The following is a 23,374-nucleotide window of genomic DNA, read 5'->3' on the forward strand; positions in this document are numbered from 1 at the left end:
CCGTTAGGTTTGTTTTCGCTGATTGATTTGTCCTTTCGACCCTAATAATTTACTGACGGATTAGTGCCATGAGTTTCAATGCCAAAGATATGACGCAGGGCGGTCAGATCGCCAATATGCGCTTTCGCATGTTTGGTCAGATTGCCAATATTATTTTCTACGTGCTGTTTATTTTATTCTGGGTACTGTGCGGGCTTATGCTGATGTATAGGCTTAGCTGGCAAACCTTTGTGAACGGCTGCGTATACTGGTGGTGTACGACGCTGGGTCCGATGCGCGATATTATTCGTTCCCAGCCGGTATACACCATTCAGTATTACGGCCAGTCGCTGGAATATACCTCAGAACAAATCCTGGCCGATAAATATACTATCTGGTGCGGAGAGCAGCTGTGGACCAGTTTCGTCTTTGCTGCCGTGGTTTCTCTTGTTATCTGTATCGTGACGTTCTTCATCGCCAGCTGGGTGCTGGGCCGCCAGGGGAAACAGCAGAGTGAGGATGAGAACACCGGCGGGCGCCAGCTTTCCGATAAACCCAAAGAAGTGGCCCGCCAGATGAAGCGTGATGGAGTGGCCTCCGATATTAAAATTGGCGACCTGCCTATTCTTAAAAACTCCGAAATCCAGAACTTCTGCCTCCACGGTACCGTGGGTTCCGGTAAATCCGAAGTTATACGCCGGCTACTGAACTATGTGCGTGCCCGGGGCGATATGGCCATCATTTACGATCGCTCCTGTGAGTTCGTCAAAAGCTATTACGACCCGTCACTGGATAAAATCCTCAACCCGCTGGATTCGCGCTGCGCGGCCTGGGATTTGTGGAAAGAGTGCCTGACGCTGCCGGACTTCGACAACATCTCCAACACCCTTATCCCGATGGGTACCAAAGAAGATCCGTTCTGGCAGGGCTCCGGTCGCACTATCTTTGCCGAAGGCGCGTATCTGATGCGTGAAGACAAGGACCGCAGCTACGAGAAGCTGGTCGATACCATGCTGTCCATTAAAATCGACAAGCTGCGCGCCTATCTGCAGAACACGCCGGCTGCGAACCTGGTTGAAGAGAAAATTGAGAAAACGGCCATCTCCATTCGAGCTGTGCTGACCAACTACGTCAAGGCTATTCGCTACCTGCAGGGCATTGAGAAGAACGGCGAGCCGTTCACTATCCGGGACTGGATGCGCGGCGTCCGTGAGGACCGACCCAATGGCTGGCTGTTTATCTCCTCCAATGCTGACACCCATGCCTCCCTGAAGCCGGTTATCTCGATGTGGCTGTCGATTGCCATCCGCGGCCTCCTGGCGATGGGCGAGAACCGTAACCGGCGTGTGTGGATCTTCGCTGACGAACTTCCCACGCTGCACAAGCTGCCGGACCTGGTCGAAATCCTCCCGGAGGCGCGTAAATTTGGTGGTTGTTATGTGTTCGGTATTCAGTCTTATGCCCAGCTGGAAGACATCTATGGCGTTAAGCCTGCCGCCACGCTCTTTGACGTGATGAACACCCGGGCCTTCTTCCGCTCCCCGAGTAAAGAGATTGCGGAGTTTGCTGCCGGTGAAATTGGTGAGAAGGAAATTCTCAAAGCCAGCGAACAGTACTCTTACGGTGCTGACCCGGTGCGTGATGGGGTGTCGACCGGGAAAGAAAAAGAGCGGGAAACGCTGGTCAGTTACTCCGATATTCAGACGCTACCGGACCTGTCCTGCTATGTCACGCTGCCCGGGCCGTATCCGGCCGTGAAGCTGGCCCTCAAATACAAGCCGCGTCCGAAAATTGCCGAAGGATTTATTCCGCGCACTCTCGATGCGCGAGTGGATGCACGGCTCAGTGCGCTGCTTGAAGCGCGGGAAGCTGAAGGCAGTCTTGCCAGAGCGCTTTTCACGCCGGATGCCCCGGCATCCGGGCCAGATGATGCCGGCAGTCACGCCGGTGAACAGCCTGAGCCGGTCAGTCAGCCTGCGCCAGCAGAAGTGACAGTATCTCCGGTACCGGTAAAAGCGCCGGCGACAACGAAGATGCCGGCAGCGGAACCCTCCGCCAGGACAGCTGAGCCTCCCGTCCTGCGGGTCACGACCGTACCGTTGATCAAACCAAAAGCAGCCGCAGCGGCCTCAACAGCATCCTCTGCCGGTAACCCTGCTGCAGCTGCAGGCGGGACAGAACAGGAACTGGCGCAGCAGTCCGCAGAACAGGGGCAGGACATGCTGCCGGCCGGTATGAACGAGGACGGTGTGATTGAAGATATGCAGGCGTATGACGCCTGGGCTGATGAGCAAACGCAGCGGGATATGCAGCGGCGTGAAGAGGTCAATATCAACCACAGCCACCGCCACGATGAGCAGGATGATGTCGAGATTGGGGGGAACTTCTGATGATGTCGATTGGCTCCGTTAAATCGGCCGACAAAGCCGCAGATTACTATACCAACAAAGATAATTACTACGTCATCGGGAGCATGGACGAACGCTGGCAGGGTAAGGGGGCTGAGGCGCTGGGGATCGACGGGAAAGCCGTGGATAAGGCGCTGTTTACGGAACTGCTGAAAGGGAAGCTGCCGGATGGCAGCGACCTGACCCGGATACAGGACGGCGCCAACAAGCACCGACCCGGTTATGACCTGACCTTCTCGGCCCCCAAAAGCGTGTCGGTCATGGCGATGCTGGGCGGCGATAAACGCCTTATCGATGCCCACAACCAGGCGGTAACCGAAGCGGTGCGGCAACTGGAGACGCTGGCCGCGACCCGGGTCATGACGGACGGTAAAAGCGAAACGGTGCTGACCGGAAATCTGATTGTGGCGAAATTCAACCACGACACGAACCGCAACCAGGAGCCGCAGTTACACACCCATGCCGTCGTCATTAACGCCACGCAGAACGGGGAAAAATGGCAGTCTCTCGGCACAGATAAGATTGGAAAAACAGGCTTTATCGAGAACGTGTACGTGAACCAGATAGCGTTCGGGAAACTTTACCGGGAGGCGTTCAAACCCCTGGTTGAGAAGCTTGGCTATGAGACGGAAGTCGTGGGAAAACACGGGATGTGGGAGATGAAAGGGGTCCCTGTGGAACCCTTTTCCACCCGGACTCAGGAGGTCAGGGAGGCCGCCGGTCCCGATGCCTCCCTGAAGTCCCGGGATGTGGCCGCGCTCGATACCCGAAAGTCGAAAGAAGCCATCGATCCGGCAGAGAAGATGGTGGAGTGGATGAACACGCTGAAGGAGACCGGGTTTGACATCCGGGGGTATCGTGAGGCCGCCGATGCGCGAGCCGCAGAGCTGGCCCGTGCACCTGCCGCGCCGGTGAACACTGACGGTCCGGATATCACGGATGTGGTGACGAAAGCGATTGCCGGTCTCAGCGACCGCAAGGTGCAGTTCACGTATGCCGACCTGCTGGCTCGCACGGTCGGCCAGCTGGAGGCGAAGGACGGTGTGTTTGAGCTGGCGAGAAAGGGCATCGATGCCGCCATTGAACGGGAGCAGCTTATCCCTCTCGATCGCGAGAAAGGCCTGTTCACCTCAAACATCCACGTTCTCGATGAACTCGCCGTCAAAGCCCTGAGTCAGGAGGTGCAGCGCCAGAATCATGTCTCCGTCACGCCCGATGCGTCTGTGGTGCGCCAGGTCCCTTTCAGCGATGCCGTCAGCGTGCTGGCACAGGATCGCCCGGTCATGGGTATCGTTTCCGGTCAGGGCGGTGCAACCGGCCAGCGGGAGCGGGTGGCCGAGTTAACCCTGATGGCCCGGGAGCAGGGGCGGGACGTCCATATCCTGGCGGCCGATAACCGCTCACGTGATTTTCTCGCCGGTGATGTGCGTCTGGCCGGGGAAACGGTGACCGGTAAATCCGCCCTGCAGGACGGGACGGCGTTTATTCCGGGCGGAACACTCATCGTGGATCAGGCGGAGAAGCTGAGCCTGAAGGAAACGATTTCCCTGCTCGATGGCGCGATGCGCCATAACGTGCAGGTCCTGCTCTCCGACAGCGGAAAGCGCAGCGGGACCGGCAGCGCGCTGACAGTGCTGAAGGACAGCGGCGTGAATACGTATCGCTGGCAGGGTGGCCATCAGACCACAGCCGACATCATCAGTGAACCGGATAAAGGAGCACGCTACAGCCGGCTGGCACAGGAGTTTGCCGTCAGCGTGCGTGAAGGGCAGGAAAGCGTGGCCCAAATCAGCGGGACGCGTGAACAGAGCGTACTCAACGGCCTTATCCGTGACTCCCTCAGAAATGAGGGAGTGCTGGGTGAGAAAGACACGACCATTACAGCCCTGACGCCGGTATGGCTGGACAGCAAAAGCCGGGGCGTGCGGGATTATTACCGGGAGGGGATGGTGATGGAACGCTGGGATCCGGAGACCCGGACGCACGATCGCTTTGTCATTGACCGGGTGACCGCGAGCAGCAATATGCTGACCCTGAAAGACCGGGAAGGGGTCCGTCTGGATCTGAAGGTTTCCGCGGTCGACAGCCAGTGGACGCTGTTCCGGGCAGATACACTGCCGGTGGCAGAGGGGGAACGTCTGGCGGTGCTCGGGAAGATACCGGACACACGACTGAAGGGCGGGGAAAGCATCACGGTGATGAAAGTGGAGGACGGGCAGCTGACGGTACAGCGGCCGGGGCAGAAAACCACGCAGACCCTGGCCGTGGGCGCGGGCGTGTTTGACGGTATTAAAATCGGCCACGGCTGGGTGGAAAGTCCCGGCAGGTCGGTTAGCGAGACGGCAACGGTCTTTGCGTCGGTGACGCAGCGTGAGCTGGATAACGCCACCCTCAACCAGCTGGCGCAGAGCGGAAATCATCTCCGGCTGTACTCAGCGCAGGATGCGGCTCGCACGACGGAGAAGCTGTCGCGGCATACCGCCTTCAGCGTGGTCTCAGAGCAGCTGAAGACCCGATCCGGCGAGACGGACCTGGATGCGGCCATTGCGCAGCAGAAGGCCGGACTGCGTACCCCGGCAGAACAGGCCATTCACCTGGCCATCCCGCTGCTTGAAAGTGAGAAACTGACCTTCTCCCGGCCCCAGCTGCTGGCGACGGCGCTGGAAACCGGGGGCGGGAAGGTTCCGATGGCGGACATCGACACGACCATTCAGGCACAAATCAGGTCGGGGCAGTTGCTGAATGTACCGGTGGCGCACGGCTACGGCAATGACCTGCTGATTTCCCGTCAGACCTGGGACGCCGAAAAAAGCATCCTGACCCGGGTGCTGGAAGGTAAAGACGCGGTGGCCCCCCTGATGGACCGCGTGCCGGCCAGTCTGATGACGGACCTGACCGCCGGACAGCGGGCGGCGACCCGGATGATTCTGGAAAGCACGGACCGGTTCACGGTGGTTCAGGGGTATGCCGGGGTGGGGAAAACCACCCAGTTCCGGGCAGTCATGAGTGCCATCAGTCTGCTGCCGGAAGAGACCCGTCCGCGCGTCATCGGTCTGGCGCCGACGCATCGCGCGGTCGGGGAAATGCAGAGTGCTGGCGTGGATGCGCGCACGACGGCATCGTTCCTCCACGACACGCAGCTGCTGCAGCGCAATGGCCAGACACCCGATTTCAGCAACACCCTGTTCCTGCTCGACGAGAGCTCAATGGTGGGGCTGGCCGATATGGCAAAAGCCCACTCCCTCATCGTCGCCGGCGGTGGACGGGCGGTGTCCAGTGGGGATAACGACCAGCTGCAACCCATCGCGCCGGGCCAGCCGTTCAGGCTGATGCAGCAGCGCAGCGCCGCCGACGTTGCCATCATGAAAGAGATTGTGCGCCAGGTGCCTGAGCTGAGACCGGCGGTCTACAGCCTGATTGAGCGGGATGTGCACCGCGCCCTGACCACCATTGAGCAGGTCACGCCGGAGCAGGTGTCGAGAAAAGAAGGCGCCTGGGTGCCGGGCAGTTCTGTGGTGGAATTCACGCCGACGCAGGAAAAGGCGATACAAAAGGCGCTGAGCGAGGGGAAAACCCTGCCGGCAGGTCAGCCCGCGACGCTCTACGAGGCGCTGGTGAAGGACTATACCGGACGGACCCCGGAGGCACAGTCGCAGACGCTGGTGATCACCCATCTGAATAAGGACCGGCGGGCGCTGAACAGTCTGATCCATGACGCACGGCGGGAGAACGGGGAAACCGGCAAAGAGGAAATCACCCTGCCGGTGCTGGTCACGAGTAACATCCGTGACGGTGAACTGCGCAAACTGTCGACCTGGACGGTTCACAAGGAGGCGGTGGCGCTGGTTGATAACGTATACCACCGTATCAGCAAGGTGGATAAGGATAATCAGCTGATCACCCTGACAGACAGTGAAGGAAAGGAGCGATATCTCTCACCACGGGAGGCATCGGCAGAAGGCGTCACGCTCTATCGTCAGGAAAAGATCACCGTGTCTCAGGGGGACCGCATGCGCTTCAGCAAAAGTGACCTGGAGCGCGGCTATGTGGCCAACAGCATCTGGGAGGTGCAGTCTGTTTCGGGTGACAGTGTCACGCTTTCTGATGGCAAAACCACCCGCACGCTGACCCCGAAGGCGGATCAGGCGCAGCAGCATATCGACCTCGCCTACGCCATCACCGCCCACGGCGCCCAGGGGGCCAGCGAACCGTATGCCATCGCGCTGGAAGGGGTGGCCGGTGGTCGGGAACAGATGGCCAGCTTTGAGTCTGCCTATGTGGCTTTATCCCGCATGAAACAGCATGTGCAGGTTTACACCGACAGCCGTGAGGGCTGGATAAAGGCCATCAAGCATTCACCTGAGAAAGCGACGGCGCACGATATTCTGGAACCCCGTAACGACCGGGCGGTGAAAAGCGCCGATCTGCTGTTCGGGCGGGCAAGGCCACTGGATGAAGCGGCCGCTGGCCGGGCAGCCCTGCAGCAGTCCGGTCTGGCACAGGGAAATTCACCGGGAAAATTCATTTCTCCGGGGAAAAAGTACCCTCAGCCGCATGTGGCGCTGCCGGCATTCGATAAGAACGGGAAAGCCGCCGGTATCTGGCTCAGCCCGCTGACCGACAGGGACGGACGGCTGGAGGCCATCGGCGGAGAGGGGCGGATTATGGGCAATGACGCCGCCCGGTTCGTGGCGCTGCAGAACAGTCGCAACGGTGAAAGCCTGCTGGCCGGGAATATGGGGGAGGGCGTCAGAATGGCCCGCGACAATCCCGATACCGGGGTGGTGGTGCGGCTGGCCGGCGATGACCGCCCCTGGAACCCCGGGGCCATGACCGGCGGGCGGGTATGGGCTGATCCGGCGCCGGTGGCTCCGGTACCGCAGGCCGGGGCTGACATTATCCTCCCGCCGGAGGTACTGGCGCAGCGGGCGGCAGAAGAGCAGCAGCGCCGGGAAATGGAAAAACAGGCGGAACAGACTGCCCGGGAAGTGGCCGGGGAGGCGGGTAAAGCCGGCGAGCCGGTGGACCGGGTGAAAGAGGTTATCGGGGACGTCATCCGCGGACTGGAGCGTGACCGGCCGGGTACGGAGAAAACGACGCTACCGGATGATCCTCAGTTCCGGCGCCAGGAGGCGGCGATTCAGCAGGTGGCCTCAGAAAGTCTGCAGCGTGAGCGTCTGCAGGCTGTGGAGCGGGACATGGTTCGTGACCTGGACCGCGAGAAAACCCTCGGGGGCGACTGACGCGCCTGGGCTTGTCTGCTCCGGCAGCCTCCCCGATTAAAATCGGGCAGTCTGCCGGAGCGCTAAAAGGAAAAAAACATGAGAACACAACACACATTTCCAGGCGCGACGGACCGCTGGCTGCAGGCATTACTGACCTGGACACCGGGTCAGACGGATATGATTAAAACGGTGGCCCTGGTCCTGATGGTCACCGACCATGCCGGGTTACTGCTGGCACACAATAACGAGATAATGCGGCTTCTGGGACGGGGCTGTTTTCCGCTGTTTGGTCTGGCATGGGGAATGAATCTGGCCCGGCACGCGGAAATACGGCAGTCGCAGCTGAACAGCCTGTGGGGCTGGGCGCTGGTCGCCCAGGTGTCGTTTATGCTCATCGGGTACCCGTGGTATACCGGGAATATTCTGTTTGCCTTTGCCGTCACGGGCCAGGTCCTGCGGTGGGTCAGCCAGCCATCCTGGTCTTACACCCTCCCGGCGGTCGGACTGCTGGTCACCTGGATACCCCTGTCAACCGGCAGCTACGGCATGGCCGGGGTGGGCATGCTTACCGCCAGCTGGCTGCTTTGCCGCGCACAGCACGCACCGGAACGGCTGGGATACGGGGTGCTGTGGGCCCTCATGGTGTTGCTGATGAATATGCATGACGTGAGTGAATCGGTGGCCGGGCTGGCGATCGCGCTGCTGACGCTGATGGTGTGCTCATCTGCCGGAGAACGTGTGAAACGCTTCTGGCCACGGCATTTCTTCGTGATGTTCTATGCCGTGCACCTGGCGGTACTGGGTATTGTCGTCTCAATGTGAATGCAGGAGCAGGAAAGGGCGACGCTGTTCAGGTATAGTAGCCCTTATTAGCTAAGCGATAGGCACTTGTTATGGCAGAAGAAAAACGCCCTGTACTGAGCCTGAAACGAAAACCGGCGGAAGACAGTACGACCCCCGCGGAGGCGACGCCAGTTCCTGGTGTGGTGCGCCGAAAGAAAGTCGTGGTGGTTTCGTCCCCGCCGGCCTGGAAGGCAAAGAAAGCGAAACTTGAGAAGGTTAAACAAGCGGCCGAAGCCGCTGCGCGTAACGCGGCGCCGGCGCCGGTTAAAGCAGTAAAGACTCCACCTCCGGTGCGTTATCTCCGCCTGCTGCCGCCGGAACAGGCCATCATGACCCTGAAGGCATTCTGGCCACAGCTGTTCGACGGAAACTCACCCCGTCTGCTGGCGACGGGCATGCGCGAACAGCTGTTTGCGGATATCGTGAACCGTGACCTGCCGCTGTCGCATAAACAGGTGATCAAATGCCTGAAGAGTCTGACCCGGTCTGCGGGGTATCTGTCCCGGATGAAGGTGGGGGCCTCCCGCTATGATCTGCAGGGGAATGCCGTCGCGACCGTCACTGCAGAGGAAGCGCAGTACGCCAGTGAGCGCATGATGAAAGAACTCCTGCGAACTGAACGTATGCGGAGCCAGTCAGCTGACTGAATACAATCGGGGAGAGGAAATGGATTTTGAAGCGCGGAAACAAAAGGCGCTGGCAATCATGGCCAGCCGTAAGATGTGGAAAAGCAATTATGCACCGCTTCTGATACGACTGTTGTGGCGGCTGGGGATAAACATTCCCCCGCTGCCGTTTGCTCCGCTCTGGCAGGTTTTTGGCGTGATGGCAGGCTCTTTCTCCGTCGGATACGGACTGTGGATGTACTGGATGGTGTGGCGGGCCCAGGGGATGCCCCCCTTGTTCGCCTGCAAAATCAGTCTTATCGCGGGGGTGTTATTTGGCCTGACGATGGCGCTGTTCCATCTGTGGCGGCGAAAGGTGAATAAATTACCTGACTGGAAAGATCTGTAACGGAATAAATATAGGCTGTCAGGTCGTGAATATTCCTGGCCTGACAGCCCCCTCATTCTCTTAAAAAAAATTAACCCTGTATGGTGCGGTTATTATACGTGACTGCGTCCGTTCTGGTATGACTCCTGTCCGGAAGGGGCTGTTGTGTTAATTATTGTCTCATAGTCAGAAAAATATATTCAAACGAAAGAGAAGTAAAAGGGTGAAAGGCGTTGTGGCTGAGGCGTGTGTGTTGCCCGGGTATGGGCAGACGCGAAGAATGACAAGCCGTTCGGTACACTGGATGGCCGATTTGGGACTGCCTCGTCCCGGGGTATGTGACGTTTATAAGTGCTCAATTTTCAATTTAAGTCATCCACTTTCAGTATTTAACTGATTTCAATATTTTCATTGCATCACGACGTGCGATTTATGAAATGTACAGGCTTTCATATCGTGCGTTAATCATCAAATAAAAAGGAACAGGAGTAAGAAAAATGATTATCGCCGCCGAAGTGAAACGTGATGAACAGGGGGACTGGACACATCCTGCGCTGGCACGCAGTGGTTGTGAAACTTCCGCAGAATTAAGCTACTGGCTCAGAACCAATAAACTTCAGTGCTTTGTGATGACAATGCGCGATGAAGCGCCTGAAGCCTTTGCTGCCGGATTTACGGATGAAGCCCCGGATGCCCGTGGCTGGATACCGGAACCACCGGATGATGATGGCTGGTTTCTGGGTTCTGTCCACGATACCGGCGACGGACCCGCCTGCTACTGGTTTAGGCATACCACAAAATCCTGACGCCTCCGCATGGCTTCGTTGTCCAACCCCGGGAACGGGGAAAAGCCAGTTTCCCCCGCTCCCGGCGTTTCTTAAAACATCAGTTAAGGAAATACTGTGAAAAAAATTAACCGTACACTCCGCAAATGTTGTCTGTCCGGGCTGATCAGCCTGACTTTGTGTGCACCTGTTCCGGCCGTGTATGCTGCCAGTATCGAGACGGGATATTCTCCGGAAGGCACGGCTCTGCAGCTGGTCCTGAAGACAATTGATTCTGCGCAGCAGGAAATCCGGCTGATGGGGTATTCCTTTACCTCACCTGAAGTCGCCAGCGCGCTTGTCAGGGCTAAGCGGCGTGGCGTCGATGTGAAAGTGGTTCTGGACTGGAAAGCCAATACCGGCAAGCAAAACCAGGCGAGTCTGGCGGCCATGAATTTTCTGGCCAATGCCGGCATCCCGGTTCGCGCAGTGTCGCAGTACAAAATCATGCACGACAAAGTCATCATTGCTGACGGCCGCAATATTGAAGTCGGGTCTTTTAACTACACCCGAGCCGCTGATCGGGCCAATTCAGAGAACGTGCTTGTCGTGTGGGATGATCCAGTCGTTGCTCAACGCTATCTGCAGCACTGGCAAACTCGTTGGGAGACGGGAAAAGACTGGAGTTCCTCGTATTAACCCCCTCGCTCAATAACCTGCTCGTTGCGCCAACAAGGGCTGGTTATATAACAAAAAATAACGTAACTCTCGCTGCATGTAGCGACGTGTAGTATCTTTGTTCAAGTATTCAGTTATATGCTTGAGGAGGCAGAGATGTCACAGGTCGCTAACGGAGTTACTTCCTCATCTAAACGTCCCTATAGAAAGGGCAATCCTGTTTCTGCGGCTGAACGTCAGCAGAAAGCTGTTGCCCGAAAAAAAGCGACGCACAAAGAGGTGAGAGTATTTGTGCGGGATAAGCTTAAAAACCAGCTTCAAATCATGTGTGAGAATGAAGGAATTACTCAGGCAGAAATGATTGAGAGGCTGATTGAAAGGGAATCTGCGAAACTAGGAATTGACGTAACGACGTCACATTCTTGATCATACCTGCTATGGGTGCTAGATTACAGATCGTTTAGATATTCTTGGCTGGCCACGCCGTAATGTGGCAGGGAACTGGTTCTGCTGAGGTTTAACCCCGGAATCAAAAAGCAAAAACCCCGATAATCTTCTTCATTCTTGGCGGAGCGAAAAGATTAACGGGGCCTTCATAAACTGCATAGAACGTGTTGCTCTATGCAGGGAGTATATGTACATGCTCAGAAAACTTCAAGATCAGTTTCTGTGCTTTACTCCTTCCGTGCAACATAAGCGCAGGAAGCGGTGACAGAACAGAATCCCCAAAAATCGTTTCATTACGTGCAAGTGAAAAATGCTGAGCCACGTTTTATGGCGCGTGAAGGCAAAAAAACACTGCCGTTCTGCCGTAAGCTGATGGCGAAAGCCGAAGGCTTCACGTCCCGTTTTGATTTTTCCATTCATGTGGCGTTTTTGCGTTCGCTGGGTAAGCGGCACAGGATGCCACCCCTGTTGCGCCGGCGTGCAATTGACGCGCTACTGCAGGCAATGTGTTTTCACTATGATCCGCTGGCCAATCGCGTGCAGCGCTCGATTACCAATATGGCCATCGAGTGTGGACTGGCCACCGAGTCCAGGATCGGCAACCTGTCAGTCAGTCGTGCTACCCGGGCGCTGAAGTTTCTGGCGGAGCTGGGGCTCATCACCTATCAGACTGAATATGACCCGCAGATCGGCTGTAACATCCCGACCGACATCACCTTCACCCCGGCTCTGTTTTCCGCGCTTGACGTTTCTGAGGTGGCTGTGGTGGCCGCGCGCCGCAGCCGTGTGGAGTGGGAAAACCTGCAGCGCAAAAAGCAGAAACTGAAACCGCTGGAGATGGACGAACTGATCGCAAAAGCGTGGCGGTTTGTGCGTGAGCGTTTTCGCAGCTATCAGGCTGAGCGTAAATCTCACGGCCGGAAGCGGGCGACCGCCAGGCGGGATACTTCACGGCAGCGTAAGGATATCGAGACGCGCGTGCGTCAGCAACTGACCCGGGAGTACGCCACCGGCCGCTTCAGGGGCGATCATGAAGCGCTCAAGCGAGAGGTTGAGCGTCGTGTGCAGGAGCGCATGCTGCTGTCGCGCGGGAACAACTACACGCGACTGGCCACTGTCCCCATATAACATTCCTTCCTTAAAAAATCCGGCCGGCGCCGGAGGTATTCTCACGCTTGTTGGCCGGCTACTACGTATTATCTTATCTTCAGGCCTGCTTTCCTCACCATAATTCCCATCTTCCTGGCGTTAAAGTGGCCTTAAATGTTATCGCCGGTATCACTTTTGATGGCTGATTCCTGTTATCCACAAATAACTGCAAGGGAATATTTCATATGGCGCTAACCGATGGTTTTGCAAAGCGCCAGCCGTCGGACTTTCAAGGCGCGTGGTTCCTTTTAAACATCAGCTCTGTATCTCTTTTAAAAATCCTTTAATAAATCCTGTAAACACATAGCCTGTTCATCGCCTGCCCTGTGGACAGGCTCCGGAGAATGCCCGCCCTTGCAGCGACCTGACGGTCACGCGGGTTCGGCAACATCAGAGATAGCTCCCATCGCTTCGCGACGGGTCCGACCGGAGAACTACATTAGTTACAGCATTCAAAAGGAAATTCATCATAAAACCGGCGCCGGTTTGCCGGCCAGGAGCCCCTCCCCACCACTGAAAAGCGCCGCCGCCCCCGGCCCAAGGCCGGGAGTAGTGTCGCTTTTAATGGTGGGTGTTGTAACTACTCTTCTTCGTCGCTGTGGGTGGAGCTGCGGTCGGTTGTCTGGTACACGCTCGTAAGCGGCCCTGCGGCCCGCTAACGCGGAGATACGCCCCGACTGCGGCTGTCGCCTTGCCGGGTCCACTCCGACCGCGTACAGCAGCTCCTGATGCGTTATCAGTGGGTATGGCTTATCAGGGCGGGGATGGGGATTGGCAGAACCTATCAAATCGTAGCCGGCTACGCCGGGCTTCGGCGCCACTCACTCACAGAGCTATATACAGCACCTGCTGGCGCCTACATGCCGCTTGAGCGGCATACTTATGCCTAGCGAAACTAACGTATCCGGTTCTTTTCATTTTAATGAAGAAACCGATACTTCTATCGGTTTCTTCAAGGTTACTATTAAAAAAATTTTAGTGTGCAAACGATAATTTTTTCATGTGTGAAAATACATTGTGTATCAGCAAATGACGATGGCCTTATATCTGTATTTTTATAAAAAATATAAATTCCGAACAAAACTAAGCACCACACCAGCCGCTGTATCTGGCGAATACTTAGCTCAAGAATGTCTACAGTGTCGTGAGTTACGTCTGGGGCCGATAAAGGTCTGGTCAACATCCACGACCGGCGCCCGTTGGTTCTGGTACCGGATGCCGCCCGGGAATGGATGCGTCAGGACGTTAGTGGAAAAGAGGCTGAAGAGATTGCTGCCGAGGGAGCAAGCAGTGTCTGCGGATCATTATATCTGGCATCCTGTGACGCGGGCTGTAGGGAATGTGAAAAGCCAAGAGGGTGAGCTCATAAAGCCCGCTAGGTGAATGATCTGCGCTGCAGGGCTGGAATCTCATACAATTAGCTTTCATCCCTGTTGTGCATTTGCTGCAGTTTAACCTACATGTGCGGATTTGAGAACCGAGCCCAATCTTAGGAAGATGTATTGCTAAGATACATATCCATAAATACATAGTTCCATATTTTAAGGCTCATAGTTGACAATATAATAAATAAGATATGTTTTGTTTTCTCATCACCATTTAACTTATCTATTCTATCCTTCTGATTAGAATACAATGATGAATATATATTTTCTTTTAAATTGATATTATCAGATGCAGTGATAAGTTCTTGTATCGTTTTATCATTTATGGGGTTTTCATTGATATTATGCGCAAAAATATTCCTAATTCTGTTTAGTAATTTTGCTGCTTTATAGATTTCCATCGGGAGACCGATATTTTTGGCAAATGTGAGCTTTGAGTTTGTTGAAAAACTTGCATCTTTAAAAACTGATGTACCGTTCCCGATTTTATGATTAACCCAGTTTTCTATTATGTATTCATTATAAAGATGATATGTGATTACTTGCACTATTACTGGGCTGGAAAAATTAATATCTTCAAGTGCTTTTGGTCGCTTTGACTCTTCACAGAATGCCTTAAATCGTTCCATACCTTCTTGAGTACTGAATCTCGTAGCCATAAAACTAGTTCTCCCTTTTCGAAACTGTTTTGTCATCAATGCATAGCAGCTCTGCTGCTGTATAGATCATACCGAACGATAGCAGAAAATCATCAAAAGAAACGGCTGAACAACAACCGGTGAGCAGATACTCTCGAGGATAACCTTAACCCTGTTGATCTCTTTCAAAGTAAACACTCATGAGCATCCTACGCTCATGATATGTCTCCCGGTAGTTGCAACGGTCCAATGAGGTTTACCATAACGCGAACATCTCAATTTAGCTGCTACAGCACAACTGCGCTTAATGCGTTTTATGTTAAATATCAATCACTTGAATTATTAATTTATCATGTGTCGATGTGTTTGTCGTGTCGTGACAGCAAAATCATGGATGTCACCCACTAACGAGGTAAGGACTAAGGCCATGAACAAAACAGCACATGAAGTACAGACCTGCTGGCTTGAGAGCCGGCAGCCTAATGAGCGTAACGGTAATGAAGCGGAAAAATTTTCGGATGAGTCTTGGAAGAAGAGTCTGCGGCTGGATAAAAGCCCGTCTGTACACTATCAACTTCTGATGGAAACCATCCGCTGGACGCGGATCCCGCAGCCAAAGTGAAGTCCTCTGTCGGTCTCCACTATTATCGCTACCGGGTAAGCTGTCAGGCATGACCCGGTTTAAAGATTTTTGAAGTGCCAGCAGTAACTTATAAGGTCACCAATCCTATTTCACAAATTTCCAGACACCTGGCGGTACCCGGTCATACAACTTTCCCATAGTCAGTTCTGCCAGTCGGTGATCGACAGCTGCATTAAAGGGTTCCAGTTCGTCGTCGGTCAGATCGTATTTGTTTTTTTCTATCACTTTTTCAAGCGTGTTTCTGGAAATACAGCGTCTGAGGCGTAACAGCCATTCCTGTCTGGTCATGTAATTTCTGCAATAGCACCGGGAAGAAGTCGCTTATCTTAAGTGGTACGCTTCAGAGCTGTCTATGAGGCAACTCCGTGTTCCGACAGAACAGGATGGGAAGCAGTTAATTCAGCCCGTTATGCTGAACATAATCGCTGATGCTCAGGCCTGACTTGCGAATATCGTCCGAAACCTTGCGGTACTGATCTTTCCACTCTTCTGGCATGTCCCGGAGAGTCGCTATCTTACAGGCCACACTGTAGGGGGACGCCCCAGCTTTTTGGCCAGCCAGAACAGATGAACGCCCACCGCTTCGTCCAGTACGGATTCGAGGGCATCAAGCAACATCGTCCCCTCTTCTTCCCGCCAGGGTTCGCCGACATGCGGAAAACGTGGGTCGGGCAGACGTTCCTGTTTCTCTTCCTTAGGTTTCGACGCTGCCGGAACGTTGGACTTCTTCATACTGACGCGCGCTTTCATGGCACCGATGGCGGCGACGGCCCGGACCAGATCCTCGCACTCCTGGGGCGTCAGCGGGCTGTCCTCGCAAATCAGGGCATTCAGATTATCGATCAGCGTATACAGTTTGGTTTCTGTCAATTTCATTCTTCTGTTCTCATTCCTTGTATGTTGGGTCTGAAGGCCAATGGAACGAAAACGTACGTTATTAAATTAACCAACTGATATATATGAAATAATAAACATAAATAATGTCTAAAAATTGTGTATTTTTCTCGAAAATTGGCACCCAACAGACGGTCTTGTCTACTAATCTTTTTATTAGATGATAATTTTCCCCTTACCGTACGGTTGGACCTCGAACCCCTTTATCAGCGCTGGTGCAGACCCGAATCACTGTCATTTTAGAAACGCCAGCAGGCGAGTTGTTTCTCGCAGCGATTTTCCGTTGACCTGGCGCTGAGTGCGTATCAGTTCATGTTTCTGCGCATCGGCCACCCTGCTCCGGTATTTTCCTTCGGCTTTCGCCCTACTGATACCCTCTGACTGACGAAGTCGACGGTCTTAGTAATCTTTTCGGGCAATAGCGGCGTGCATATCCAGCATCATGCCATTTACGGCCTTCAGCATGCTTCGGGTAAAGTCATCACTTACTGCGCTGGATAGTGCCAGATGGCTGGTCGGTAGATCAAGACTGACGATGGCCAGTTGCTTGTCGGTCATTTGCTTTCTGAGTGTCTCCCAGCCTGCATCATCAAGGCGAGTAAGCCTGTCGACCTGTTCAATGAGAATCACATCACGGAGTTTAAAGTCCAACCGTACGAAATTGTACGCCAAGTACGTTTTTTTGAGCAGTTAAGCCGAGTAAAGGAAACTAGGATTTTGATTACTTTTTCCGTTGATGCCAGTAGCCATGCATCTTTGACCATTTTCAGGGTTAATAAACTCTGTAATCAAATCAACGTAAATCTGGCAGACAAAACCGCAAATTTATTTACTTTAAATCATATGGTTAGGTTCTTAAGTACGTTACCGTTCCATTGGACTTCAAACCCCGTTACCAGCGCTGTAGTTCAGACGGCTTCGAATTCGGATGTGATGACGGCAGAAAAACTGCGGGTGACATTTGCGATGGACTGCTGCGACAGGGAGCCATAGACTGGGCTGCAAGCACTGGCTGCTATGACACACAACAGTGCAGAATGTGATGCTGGGAGCAGTGGAAAAACGCTTCGGAGCGATGCTCCCGGACAAGCCTGTGCAGTGGTTGACGCACAATGGTTCAGCGTATACCGCGCATGACATGCGCATGTGCGAACAGCACCGCAAAACCTTGCGGCGGCGTTCAATCATTACAATGAAAACCATCCACACACTGCGCTGGGCTATCACTCCTCGAGGGAATACCAGCGCCTGCTGGCATCGTTAACTTAAGATACAAAAGCTGTCTGGAGATGGCTGGTCAAGATCAACAGTAAAGAGGTGGATAAGACTACATTATAAGAGGTGTACGACAGTAAACTATCTGACAAAAGAAGGCTGATATCTGATACAGGTTGTTTAGTGCCAAAAAGAGAGGGATTAGAAAATGAGGTTAGAGGAAAAGATCATAACTCAAGGTGTATTCTCAATCGGTGATAGTGAGACATATAACCTAGCTGGAGCGTTAGAGATAAGTGAGTCAGGGGAAATTTACCTAGACTGTATACACAAAATGGGTCCCTCTGAGTCAGGCAGAGGCATGATTAATCTAACAGGCGAAACATCGGAGCTCGGAAAGGTTCTTCTGATTGATAGTTTTACCGTTCAAGCAAATCATCGGTTTTCAGGTTACTTAGATCGAGAGAAATTCTTTTGTAATAAAATGGTTTGCGTTGATAAAAGCCATCATGGATATGAACTTAAAACATCGAAAATGACTTTCGAGATAGAAGACCTTGAAAAGTGGATAGCAAAACCAATAATAAACCACGAGTGGGAGAACAATAAAAATACGTGTTCATATGATTTACCTGAACAGGAAATCATAGATTTAGGGGATGGGTTAACCCTCACGCTAGGTTATAGTATGTCCATTTCAACTGGCAACTTTTATGAAAAAACAGAAGTAAGAAGTAAAGCGTTTGCAATATTTGAAAGCAGTGAAGATAAAGATCTAGACTTCTTTATAGATAAAGGAATAATATTATCTAATTTGGTTTCATTTGCATTGGATTCTGTATGTACAATAAAAAACTCTTACTATGGCAAAGATGAAAAAAATAAAGTTATATATCAAACAAACAATAAAATAAAGAAAAGAAAGGAGATAACTCTAACAAGCTATTTTTTCACAATGCGAAGTGCTGGAGAAAAATCAAAGGAAATAATAAAAAACTGGTTTTTGTTAGCCTCAAAAATAAGACCAACAATATCTCTGTTTAATCAGTTTAAATCAAAGGCATACAGGTATGCTGACGCAGAGTTCCTTTCCCTTGCACAAGCAGTAGAAGCCTTACATAGAAGAACTAGTGATGGCAAACCCATGTCCGCATCAGACTACAGTTCGATGGTTAAGGATATAATTGAGAAAGCAGGGGAAAAATATGCGGAGTTTCTAAAAAATAAATTATCTTATGGGAATGAGTATTCATTCAGAAAAAGACTCGAACTAATGCTATCTGTTTGCTGGTCAGATGAAAAAATAAGAGATAACGAAAAAATAATTAAAAAAATAGTTAAGGCAAGGAATCTCTTTACTCACAATCCTAATAGAGGAGACAAAGAACTCAACACTGAATTAGCAAAGGACCTCTTTCAATACAAAGAACTATTAGAGAATATAATAGTATCGAACATATTATACCTTATATCATCAAATGATAAGAACTGGACATTATTAATGATGAAACGAATAAATTCATTTAGATTTAGTGATTTTTAGAATCACTATGAGGAGGACTTCATCCTAAATTAAGTCCTCCTACTCACTCCTGCGTATTCTGACGAAGTTGAACAATAGCGCCCTTAGAGGAGTCAGTTTGGAGATCGGAAATTTTTGTACGTTAAGCGCATTATTTAACAAATCTCGATGCGTAACGGATTGATTTTACGTCAGCGGTTATCGCTTTTAAGTTGTAGCTCTTACGGTATCGCATTTAGGTTATCCGATTAAGAGCCTATCCCAGAAGGGAATGTCAGAATGTCGTAACTGGTAATTTATGAAGGCGAAAATATGACAGGCAGAAATGGCGGATCAGCGATGAGCTTTGTGAAAAAATGACACCGCTTATCCCTGAGCACAAAACCAGCCATCCGTTCGGTGCTCACCGTAAACGCGTTGATAACCGTGCGGCCATGAATGCCATATTTTTCGTCCTCAGGACCGGTTGCCAGTGGAACACGCTGAATGCCACCAGGATATGTTCATCGAGTTCTGCACACCGGCGCTTCCAAGAATGGCGTGATGCTAGAGTCTTCGAGCGCTTTTGGCAGAACGGTTTGCTTGCCTGCGAACATCTGGACGGCAGCATGACCAAATCACCGCTGTCAAGAACAAAAAAACAGGCCGCAATCCCGCGGACAGAGTGAAACAAAGCGTAAAGCGCGGCCTGATGACGGATGCCAACGGGCTTCCTCTGTCGCTGGTTGTTGCAGCGGCGAACACGCACGATATCTGACTGGTTGCAGATACGCTTGATGCCCTCCAGATGGGGCATCCGGGACAAAAACTCAGGCTCTGCCTAGACAACGTTATGAAGCCGGCTAAAAACGTATCATCTATCTGTATGAGTTCACCGGCACAAGGACGGCGATATCATTAGGCGCAATGAATCCGGTGTAGTACCGACAGCATCTTGGGATCACAACACTGGATGATTTGGCACTGCAGTGCTGCCGGGAACTGGCCACACCAGTTAGTGGTGATCATCAGGACAACAATCTGTCTCATTCTCAGCTGTGGTTGAAGGAGATGGCATTCACCAAATTCTCCCTCCTGGATGCCGGCACGGTTATGCTGGAACAATCTGGGTGGGTCCCATCATTTTGCAGCTGCACGGTTCCGGGCCAGCTGTGTCAGCAGGTTCCTCTGACAGGCCAACTAAACTCCTACTTTGGGTATTGAGAAGAGCTAGATTGAGAGCTATTTTAGAGGGATAGCTTAAATCTGTCTGGACGCTAAAAATTGAACAACTATGATGATTTAATTGAATCGATAACTCTTGATATACGACGTAATAAAAAAATTTCCTTTATTCTGGGTTCTGCTACGACAATGTCACCAGATGGCAGAGGAGTTCCAGGTGTAAAAGAGATAAATGAAATTCTGAAGGGCTTCATGATTGAATACAATATATATGATTCATTCATCAAACATAATCCGGAAATGAGTGTTGTTGAAACCTATCAGAAAAGTTTTGCATACCTATTGAAGGTAGGCGATCAGGAAATGGTCAGGGAGGTGTTGGCCATAATCATGGGAAAAGCACAGCCAGCAGAGAATGAATGGTATATATCAAAATGTATTGATGACCTAACCAGACTGATATGTGAAACGAATATCGATGTGGGAATTATTCTTACAACTAACTTTGATGAAGTAATAGAGTACTCTTTATACCGTGCGGGTCGCGAGCCCATAATTAAAGATTTGACTATAGATCAACCTATTGGTGGTACCCAAGGATATACGGAGAAAGAGATAGTCGTGCATCTTCATGGCCTCTGGAACCGCGACACGATGCATTCAACACACCAGTTGTCAGCATTACGACCAAAAATCGAATCCTCTATCAGGAACGTGTTATCTGACAGCAAGTTGTATGTGTTAGGTTACGCGGGCTGGGATGATATTTTTTTGCAGGCATTAGCCAGCATTGTTAACGACGATAATGCAACTTATAATATCCGCTGGGCTTTTTATGAGTCAGTGCCTGAAAAAGCGCTGGCAGATAACCAGAGTTTATTCAGTCTGGTTTCAGATGCCACCGCAAATGGTCGTTTCCAGGGATATTGCGGCGTAGACTGTCATAAGCTCTTTGAAGATGTGCTGAACGCGCAAAAAAAAAAATAACTGCACCTCACACGGGATTTCGACCGAACTCTAGGTCAGTGGTACCGACTCAGAAAATGCCGCGACTGACGCGGCATATTTTATCCCACGAGCCTGCCCATGAAGTGGTAAGAATATCCGAACAGCTTTTTGCGATACAGGCCTTACAAAGTACCGGTAGCCTGGAACTGCTTTGTGGCTGGGGCTACGGGAAGTCAGGTTTTCTGTATTCCTTTCTTAACGATGAATTTTCTGAATACAATGTGCTTTACAGCGATTTGACGGGACTCATCACCCCTGAAGAAATTGCGAAGAAGATCACCCTTGATATTGGTACCGACATCACCTGGATTTTCTCCAATAGCGAGGCAGGTAAATTTATTGTTGTACTTGACAATATCTCCAATATTACTCATCCCGCGACAAACTACTTGCATGAATTATCTAGGCTTTGTTCAGACTACAACAGCAATGTTAAAATTATTTTCATTGGTACTCATCCCATCAACCTACAGATTGAACAATTAAGTCTTAATCCACTATCAGTCGATGAGGTTAAAGAGTATCTGAGGGGGGAGTCCAAGCTAGCCGGTATCACCCGTGAGCAGCTGGATAAGACGCTGGAAAATACATCTGGTTTGCCCTCTAAACTGGATAAATTCAAAGAGTATCTGCGATTAATGAGCCTGGCTGAGGTACTTGATGACGGCGTAATAACCCTGCCTGAAGAAGAATTTTCGGCAGAGATCCCGACTTATCTAATTAATCGTATCGAAAATCTGAAAATAGACCATAAAAAAATATTTAGCTTGCTCGAGGTTTTTTCTGTGCTCGATTGTGGGGAAAGACTTAAGAATATTAGAGAAAGATTCTCTGAAAACCGTTATGTATACAATGATTTCTCTAAGCTGGAGAGGGATGGGTTAATTTATTCACTGCAAATTGAAAATGAAACGATTCTAAGAATAAACCCGTTGATAAGGGATTATGTTTCTACGTCATTATCTACAGATAATTATACTCAACTGGTTACAAAATGCTTGTCCATATGTATCGGTACTGACTGGATGGCAGGTCACATAAAAATAGCACCGGTGACGCAGTTCATGCTCCAGCATACTGAATTTTATCCCGGGAATGTCCATACCCTTATCCGTAACTACTTTGAACTGACAGAGTTTGATCCTCAAAGTCGTGGTACAAAAGCCATTATCATGGCATCCATAGGTTACTGTATGTACCTAAATCATAATGATTATTATAAGGAACTGGTAAGCTTCAGTCGGATGGTCTTCAACAAAATATCTTGTTATGAATGTATGGAAAAATACCATCTGGCCTGGTACCTTGCGACCGGACTGCGAATGATTGATGAAGATGACGAAAGTGCAGAATTTCTGGAGGCAATCCTCACAAATTATGAAAAATCAGAATTTTATTCAAAAAGAATGGCGATCAAAATGATGGGCACGATCATGCGCTCTTTGACGGAAAGCGACAGAGACAGAACCCTTCAGTATGCCAGAAAAATAAAGTCAATTGCTGATAAGAACTCAGGTATATATCTCTCTGCTGAGGCTGAGATTTACGAAGACCTTTCCAAAAGTCTGAAAATTGATAAACTCAAAAAATTAGAGCGAAAAGCCCGAAAACATAAGGAAACGTCGACAGCCAATAATATCAGTTTGCGCTTATATGCCCTACTCAGTAACAACAAAGATCAGTACGTTGATAACGTGATAAATCACAGTGAGACAGGGCTTTATACTCGCGTGCGGGCCCTGATTTCCAAATATGAATCCGTACTGGAGGCAGAAGAATATTTCCGGTTTACACCTGAGGTTATAGCTGAACTGAAACGAGCCTATCACTATCTGTTTTGCCAGAGACTGGACGGGCTCTTTAACCGGTGTAGTGAACTACTGTGGAGAATTGCTGTAGATAACAGCGACCTTGAATATCTATATAGGCTGTTTAAAAGTAGTTCCATAATATGGCGGGTAAATTCCATGCCAGAGAAGGAACTAATATTTGCAAGTGAGCTGGTCAGTATTACCACACCCACCAAGTTGGCCAACGGGGAAGTGGAATATCTTCAGATACGAATCCGGGTACTACGCAACAGTTATGAACCTGAAAATGATGATTCTATCGTCTGTGAACAGTAACATGACTCATGTCTTGTAATATTTTCCTACTGTTGCATGGATTTTCACAGTACAGGTGTATGCGAGATAACTCGCGGGCCGATGCCATCCTAGACCGCCTGATGCATAACGCACATCGGCTGGAAATGAAAGTTGAATCGATGAGAAAACGACTGACACAGGTTGACTGAAAGTGAACGGTAAGTGTTATAAAAAGAAGTCAGGGCGCTAGGAAATAACGCATTCACGTCCCTCCGGAATAAGTGTTCATCTTCGCTAGAATACGCAACAAGCCGGACAGACCGGTGCCAGGT

Annotated in this window: 17 protein-coding genes and 7 pseudogenes; 19 read left to right on the forward strand and 5 right to left on the reverse strand. The window is 51.1% G+C overall.

Annotated features, from left to right (window positions below; genetic code table 11):
• Positions 1–68: 68 nt before the first annotated feature.
• From traD to CWM54_RS25915, 8 genes are all read left to right on the forward strand, one after another.
• Positions 69–2,369 carry a type IV conjugative transfer system coupling protein TraD gene (gene traD / locus CWM54_RS25880; protein WP_100699004.1) on the forward strand — a complete coding sequence of 767 codons (2,301 nt, stop codon included), beginning with the start codon at positions 69–71 and terminating at the stop codon, positions 2,367–2,369.
• Positions 2,369–7,630, forward strand: a complete 5,262-nt coding sequence (gene traI, locus CWM54_RS25885; RefSeq protein ID WP_100699006.1) for a conjugative transfer relaxase/helicase TraI — start codon at positions 2,369–2,371, stop codon at positions 7,628–7,630. The genes traD and traI overlap by 1 nt, the downstream gene beginning before the upstream one ends.
• Positions 7,631–7,708: 78 nt before the next feature.
• Positions 7,709–8,434 (forward strand): type-F conjugative transfer system pilin acetylase TraX, encoded by a 726-nt coding sequence (traX, locus tag CWM54_RS25890; RefSeq protein ID WP_100699008.1) that lies wholly within the window; start codon positions 7,709–7,711, stop codon positions 8,432–8,434.
• Positions 8,435–8,505: 71 nt separating this feature from the next.
• The gene (locus tag CWM54_RS25895) at positions 8,506–9,102 is read left to right on the forward strand and encodes a fertility inhibition protein FinO (RefSeq protein ID WP_100699010.1); all 597 of its coding nucleotides are present in this window, start codon (positions 8,506–8,508) and stop codon (positions 9,100–9,102) included.
• A gap of 19 nt (positions 9,103–9,121) precedes the next feature.
• A complete protein-coding gene (locus tag CWM54_RS25900; protein ID WP_040107955.1) occupies positions 9,122–9,469 on the forward strand; it encodes a DUF6404 family protein in 348 nt (115 codons plus the stop codon).
• A gap of 476 nt (positions 9,470–9,945) precedes the next feature.
• Positions 9,946–10,254, forward strand: a complete 309-nt coding sequence (locus CWM54_RS25905; protein ID WP_100699012.1) for a hypothetical protein — start codon at positions 9,946–9,948, stop codon at positions 10,252–10,254.
• Positions 10,255–10,359: 105 nt separating this feature from the next.
• The gene (locus CWM54_RS25910; protein WP_100699040.1) at positions 10,360–10,911 is read left to right on the forward strand and encodes a phospholipase D family protein; all 552 of its coding nucleotides are present in this window, start codon (positions 10,360–10,362) and stop codon (positions 10,909–10,911) included.
• Between the two features lie 135 nt (positions 10,912–11,046).
• A complete protein-coding gene (locus tag CWM54_RS25915; protein WP_100699014.1) occupies positions 11,047–11,316 on the forward strand; it encodes a replication regulatory protein RepA in 270 nt (89 codons plus the stop codon).
• An 18-nt stretch (positions 11,317–11,334) separates the two neighbouring features.
• On the opposite strand, the pseudogene CWM54_RS29555 reads toward CWM54_RS25915, so the two are convergent.
• Positions 11,335–11,452, reverse strand: a pseudogene (locus CWM54_RS29555) (replication protein RepA).
• A gap of 49 nt (positions 11,453–11,501) precedes the next feature.
• On the opposite strand from CWM54_RS29555, the gene CWM54_RS28205 reads away from it, so the two are divergent.
• From CWM54_RS28205 to CWM54_RS29365, 3 genes and pseudogenes are all read left to right on the forward strand, one after another.
• Complete coding sequence (locus tag CWM54_RS28205; RefSeq protein WP_110218790.1) at positions 11,502–11,654, forward strand: hypothetical protein; 153 nt, start codon at positions 11,502–11,504, stop codon at positions 11,652–11,654.
• A gap of 10 nt (positions 11,655–11,664) precedes the next feature.
• Positions 11,665–12,465, forward strand: coding sequence for an incFII family plasmid replication initiator RepA (gene repA / locus CWM54_RS25920; RefSeq protein WP_319823396.1), 801 nt, complete (start codon positions 11,665–11,667; stop codon positions 12,463–12,465).
• 1,169 nt (positions 12,466–13,634) lie between these two features.
• Positions 13,635–13,869, forward strand: a pseudogene (locus tag CWM54_RS29365) (SOS response-associated peptidase family protein); the annotation flags it as partial.
• A gap of 106 nt (positions 13,870–13,975) precedes the next feature.
• On the opposite strand, the gene CWM54_RS25940 reads toward CWM54_RS29365, so the two are convergent.
• The gene (locus tag CWM54_RS25940) at positions 13,976–14,530 is read right to left on the reverse strand and encodes a hypothetical protein (RefSeq protein WP_100699020.1); all 555 of its coding nucleotides are present in this window, start codon (positions 14,528–14,530) and stop codon (positions 13,976–13,978) included.
• A gap of 406 nt (positions 14,531–14,936) precedes the next feature.
• Here CWM54_RS25940 and CWM54_RS28990 point away from each other — a divergent pair, with 406 nt between their 5' ends.
• Positions 14,937–15,131 carry a hypothetical protein gene (locus CWM54_RS28990; RefSeq protein ID WP_165785106.1) on the forward strand — a complete coding sequence of 65 codons (195 nt, stop codon included), beginning with the start codon at positions 14,937–14,939 and terminating at the stop codon, positions 15,129–15,131.
• A 105-nt stretch (positions 15,132–15,236) separates the two neighbouring features.
• On the opposite strand, the gene hha is transcribed toward CWM54_RS28990, so the two are convergent.
• From hha to CWM54_RS25960, 3 genes and pseudogenes are all read right to left on the reverse strand, one after another.
• Entirely contained in the window at positions 15,237–15,440 is a 204-nt protein-coding gene (gene hha / locus CWM54_RS25950) for a hemolysin expression modulator Hha (protein ID WP_032736982.1), read from the reverse strand.
• Between the two features lie 106 nt (positions 15,441–15,546).
• Positions 15,547–16,028, reverse strand: a pseudogene (locus tag CWM54_RS28995) (DNA-binding protein).
• A 193-nt stretch (positions 16,029–16,221) separates the two neighbouring features.
• A pseudogene (locus CWM54_RS25960) lies at positions 16,222–16,679 on the reverse strand (serine recombinase); the annotation flags it as partial.
• Between the two features lie 263 nt (positions 16,680–16,942).
• On the opposite strand from CWM54_RS25960, the pseudogene CWM54_RS25965 reads away from it, so the two are divergent.
• From CWM54_RS25965 to CWM54_RS29370, 7 genes and pseudogenes are all read left to right on the forward strand, one after another.
• A pseudogene (locus CWM54_RS25965) lies at positions 16,943–17,359 on the forward strand (DDE-type integrase/transposase/recombinase); the annotation flags it as partial.
• A 110-nt stretch (positions 17,360–17,469) separates the two neighbouring features.
• On the forward strand, positions 17,470–18,804 hold the full coding sequence (locus CWM54_RS25970; RefSeq protein WP_100699021.1) for a HEPN domain-containing protein: 1,335 nt from the start codon (positions 17,470–17,472) through the stop codon (positions 18,802–18,804).
• Positions 18,805–19,139: 335 nt separating this feature from the next.
• Positions 19,140–19,609: pseudogene (locus CWM54_RS25975) on the forward strand (IS5 family transposase); the annotation flags it as partial.
• Between the two features lie 252 nt (positions 19,610–19,861).
• Positions 19,862–19,954, forward strand: coding sequence for a DUF6685 family protein (locus tag CWM54_RS29560; RefSeq protein ID WP_308298073.1), 93 nt, complete (start codon positions 19,862–19,864; stop codon positions 19,952–19,954).
• A 92-nt stretch (positions 19,955–20,046) separates the two neighbouring features.
• Complete coding sequence (locus CWM54_RS25980; protein ID WP_100750809.1) at positions 20,047–20,934, forward strand: SIR2 family protein; 888 nt, start codon at positions 20,047–20,049, stop codon at positions 20,932–20,934.
• Between the two features lie 56 nt (positions 20,935–20,990).
• The gene (locus CWM54_RS25985; protein ID WP_032736802.1) at positions 20,991–23,081 is read left to right on the forward strand and encodes a hypothetical protein; all 2,091 of its coding nucleotides are present in this window, start codon (positions 20,991–20,993) and stop codon (positions 23,079–23,081) included.
• Positions 23,082–23,131: 50 nt separating this feature from the next.
• Positions 23,132–23,251: pseudogene (locus CWM54_RS29370) on the forward strand (ATP-binding protein); the annotation flags it as partial.
• Positions 23,252–23,374: the final 123 nt, after the last annotated feature.

It is taken from the genome of Klebsiella sp. D-Nf1, from assembly GCF_002810515.1.
GTDB classification, from domain to species: Bacteria; Pseudomonadota; Gammaproteobacteria; order Enterobacterales; family Enterobacteriaceae; genus Klebsiella; species Klebsiella variicola.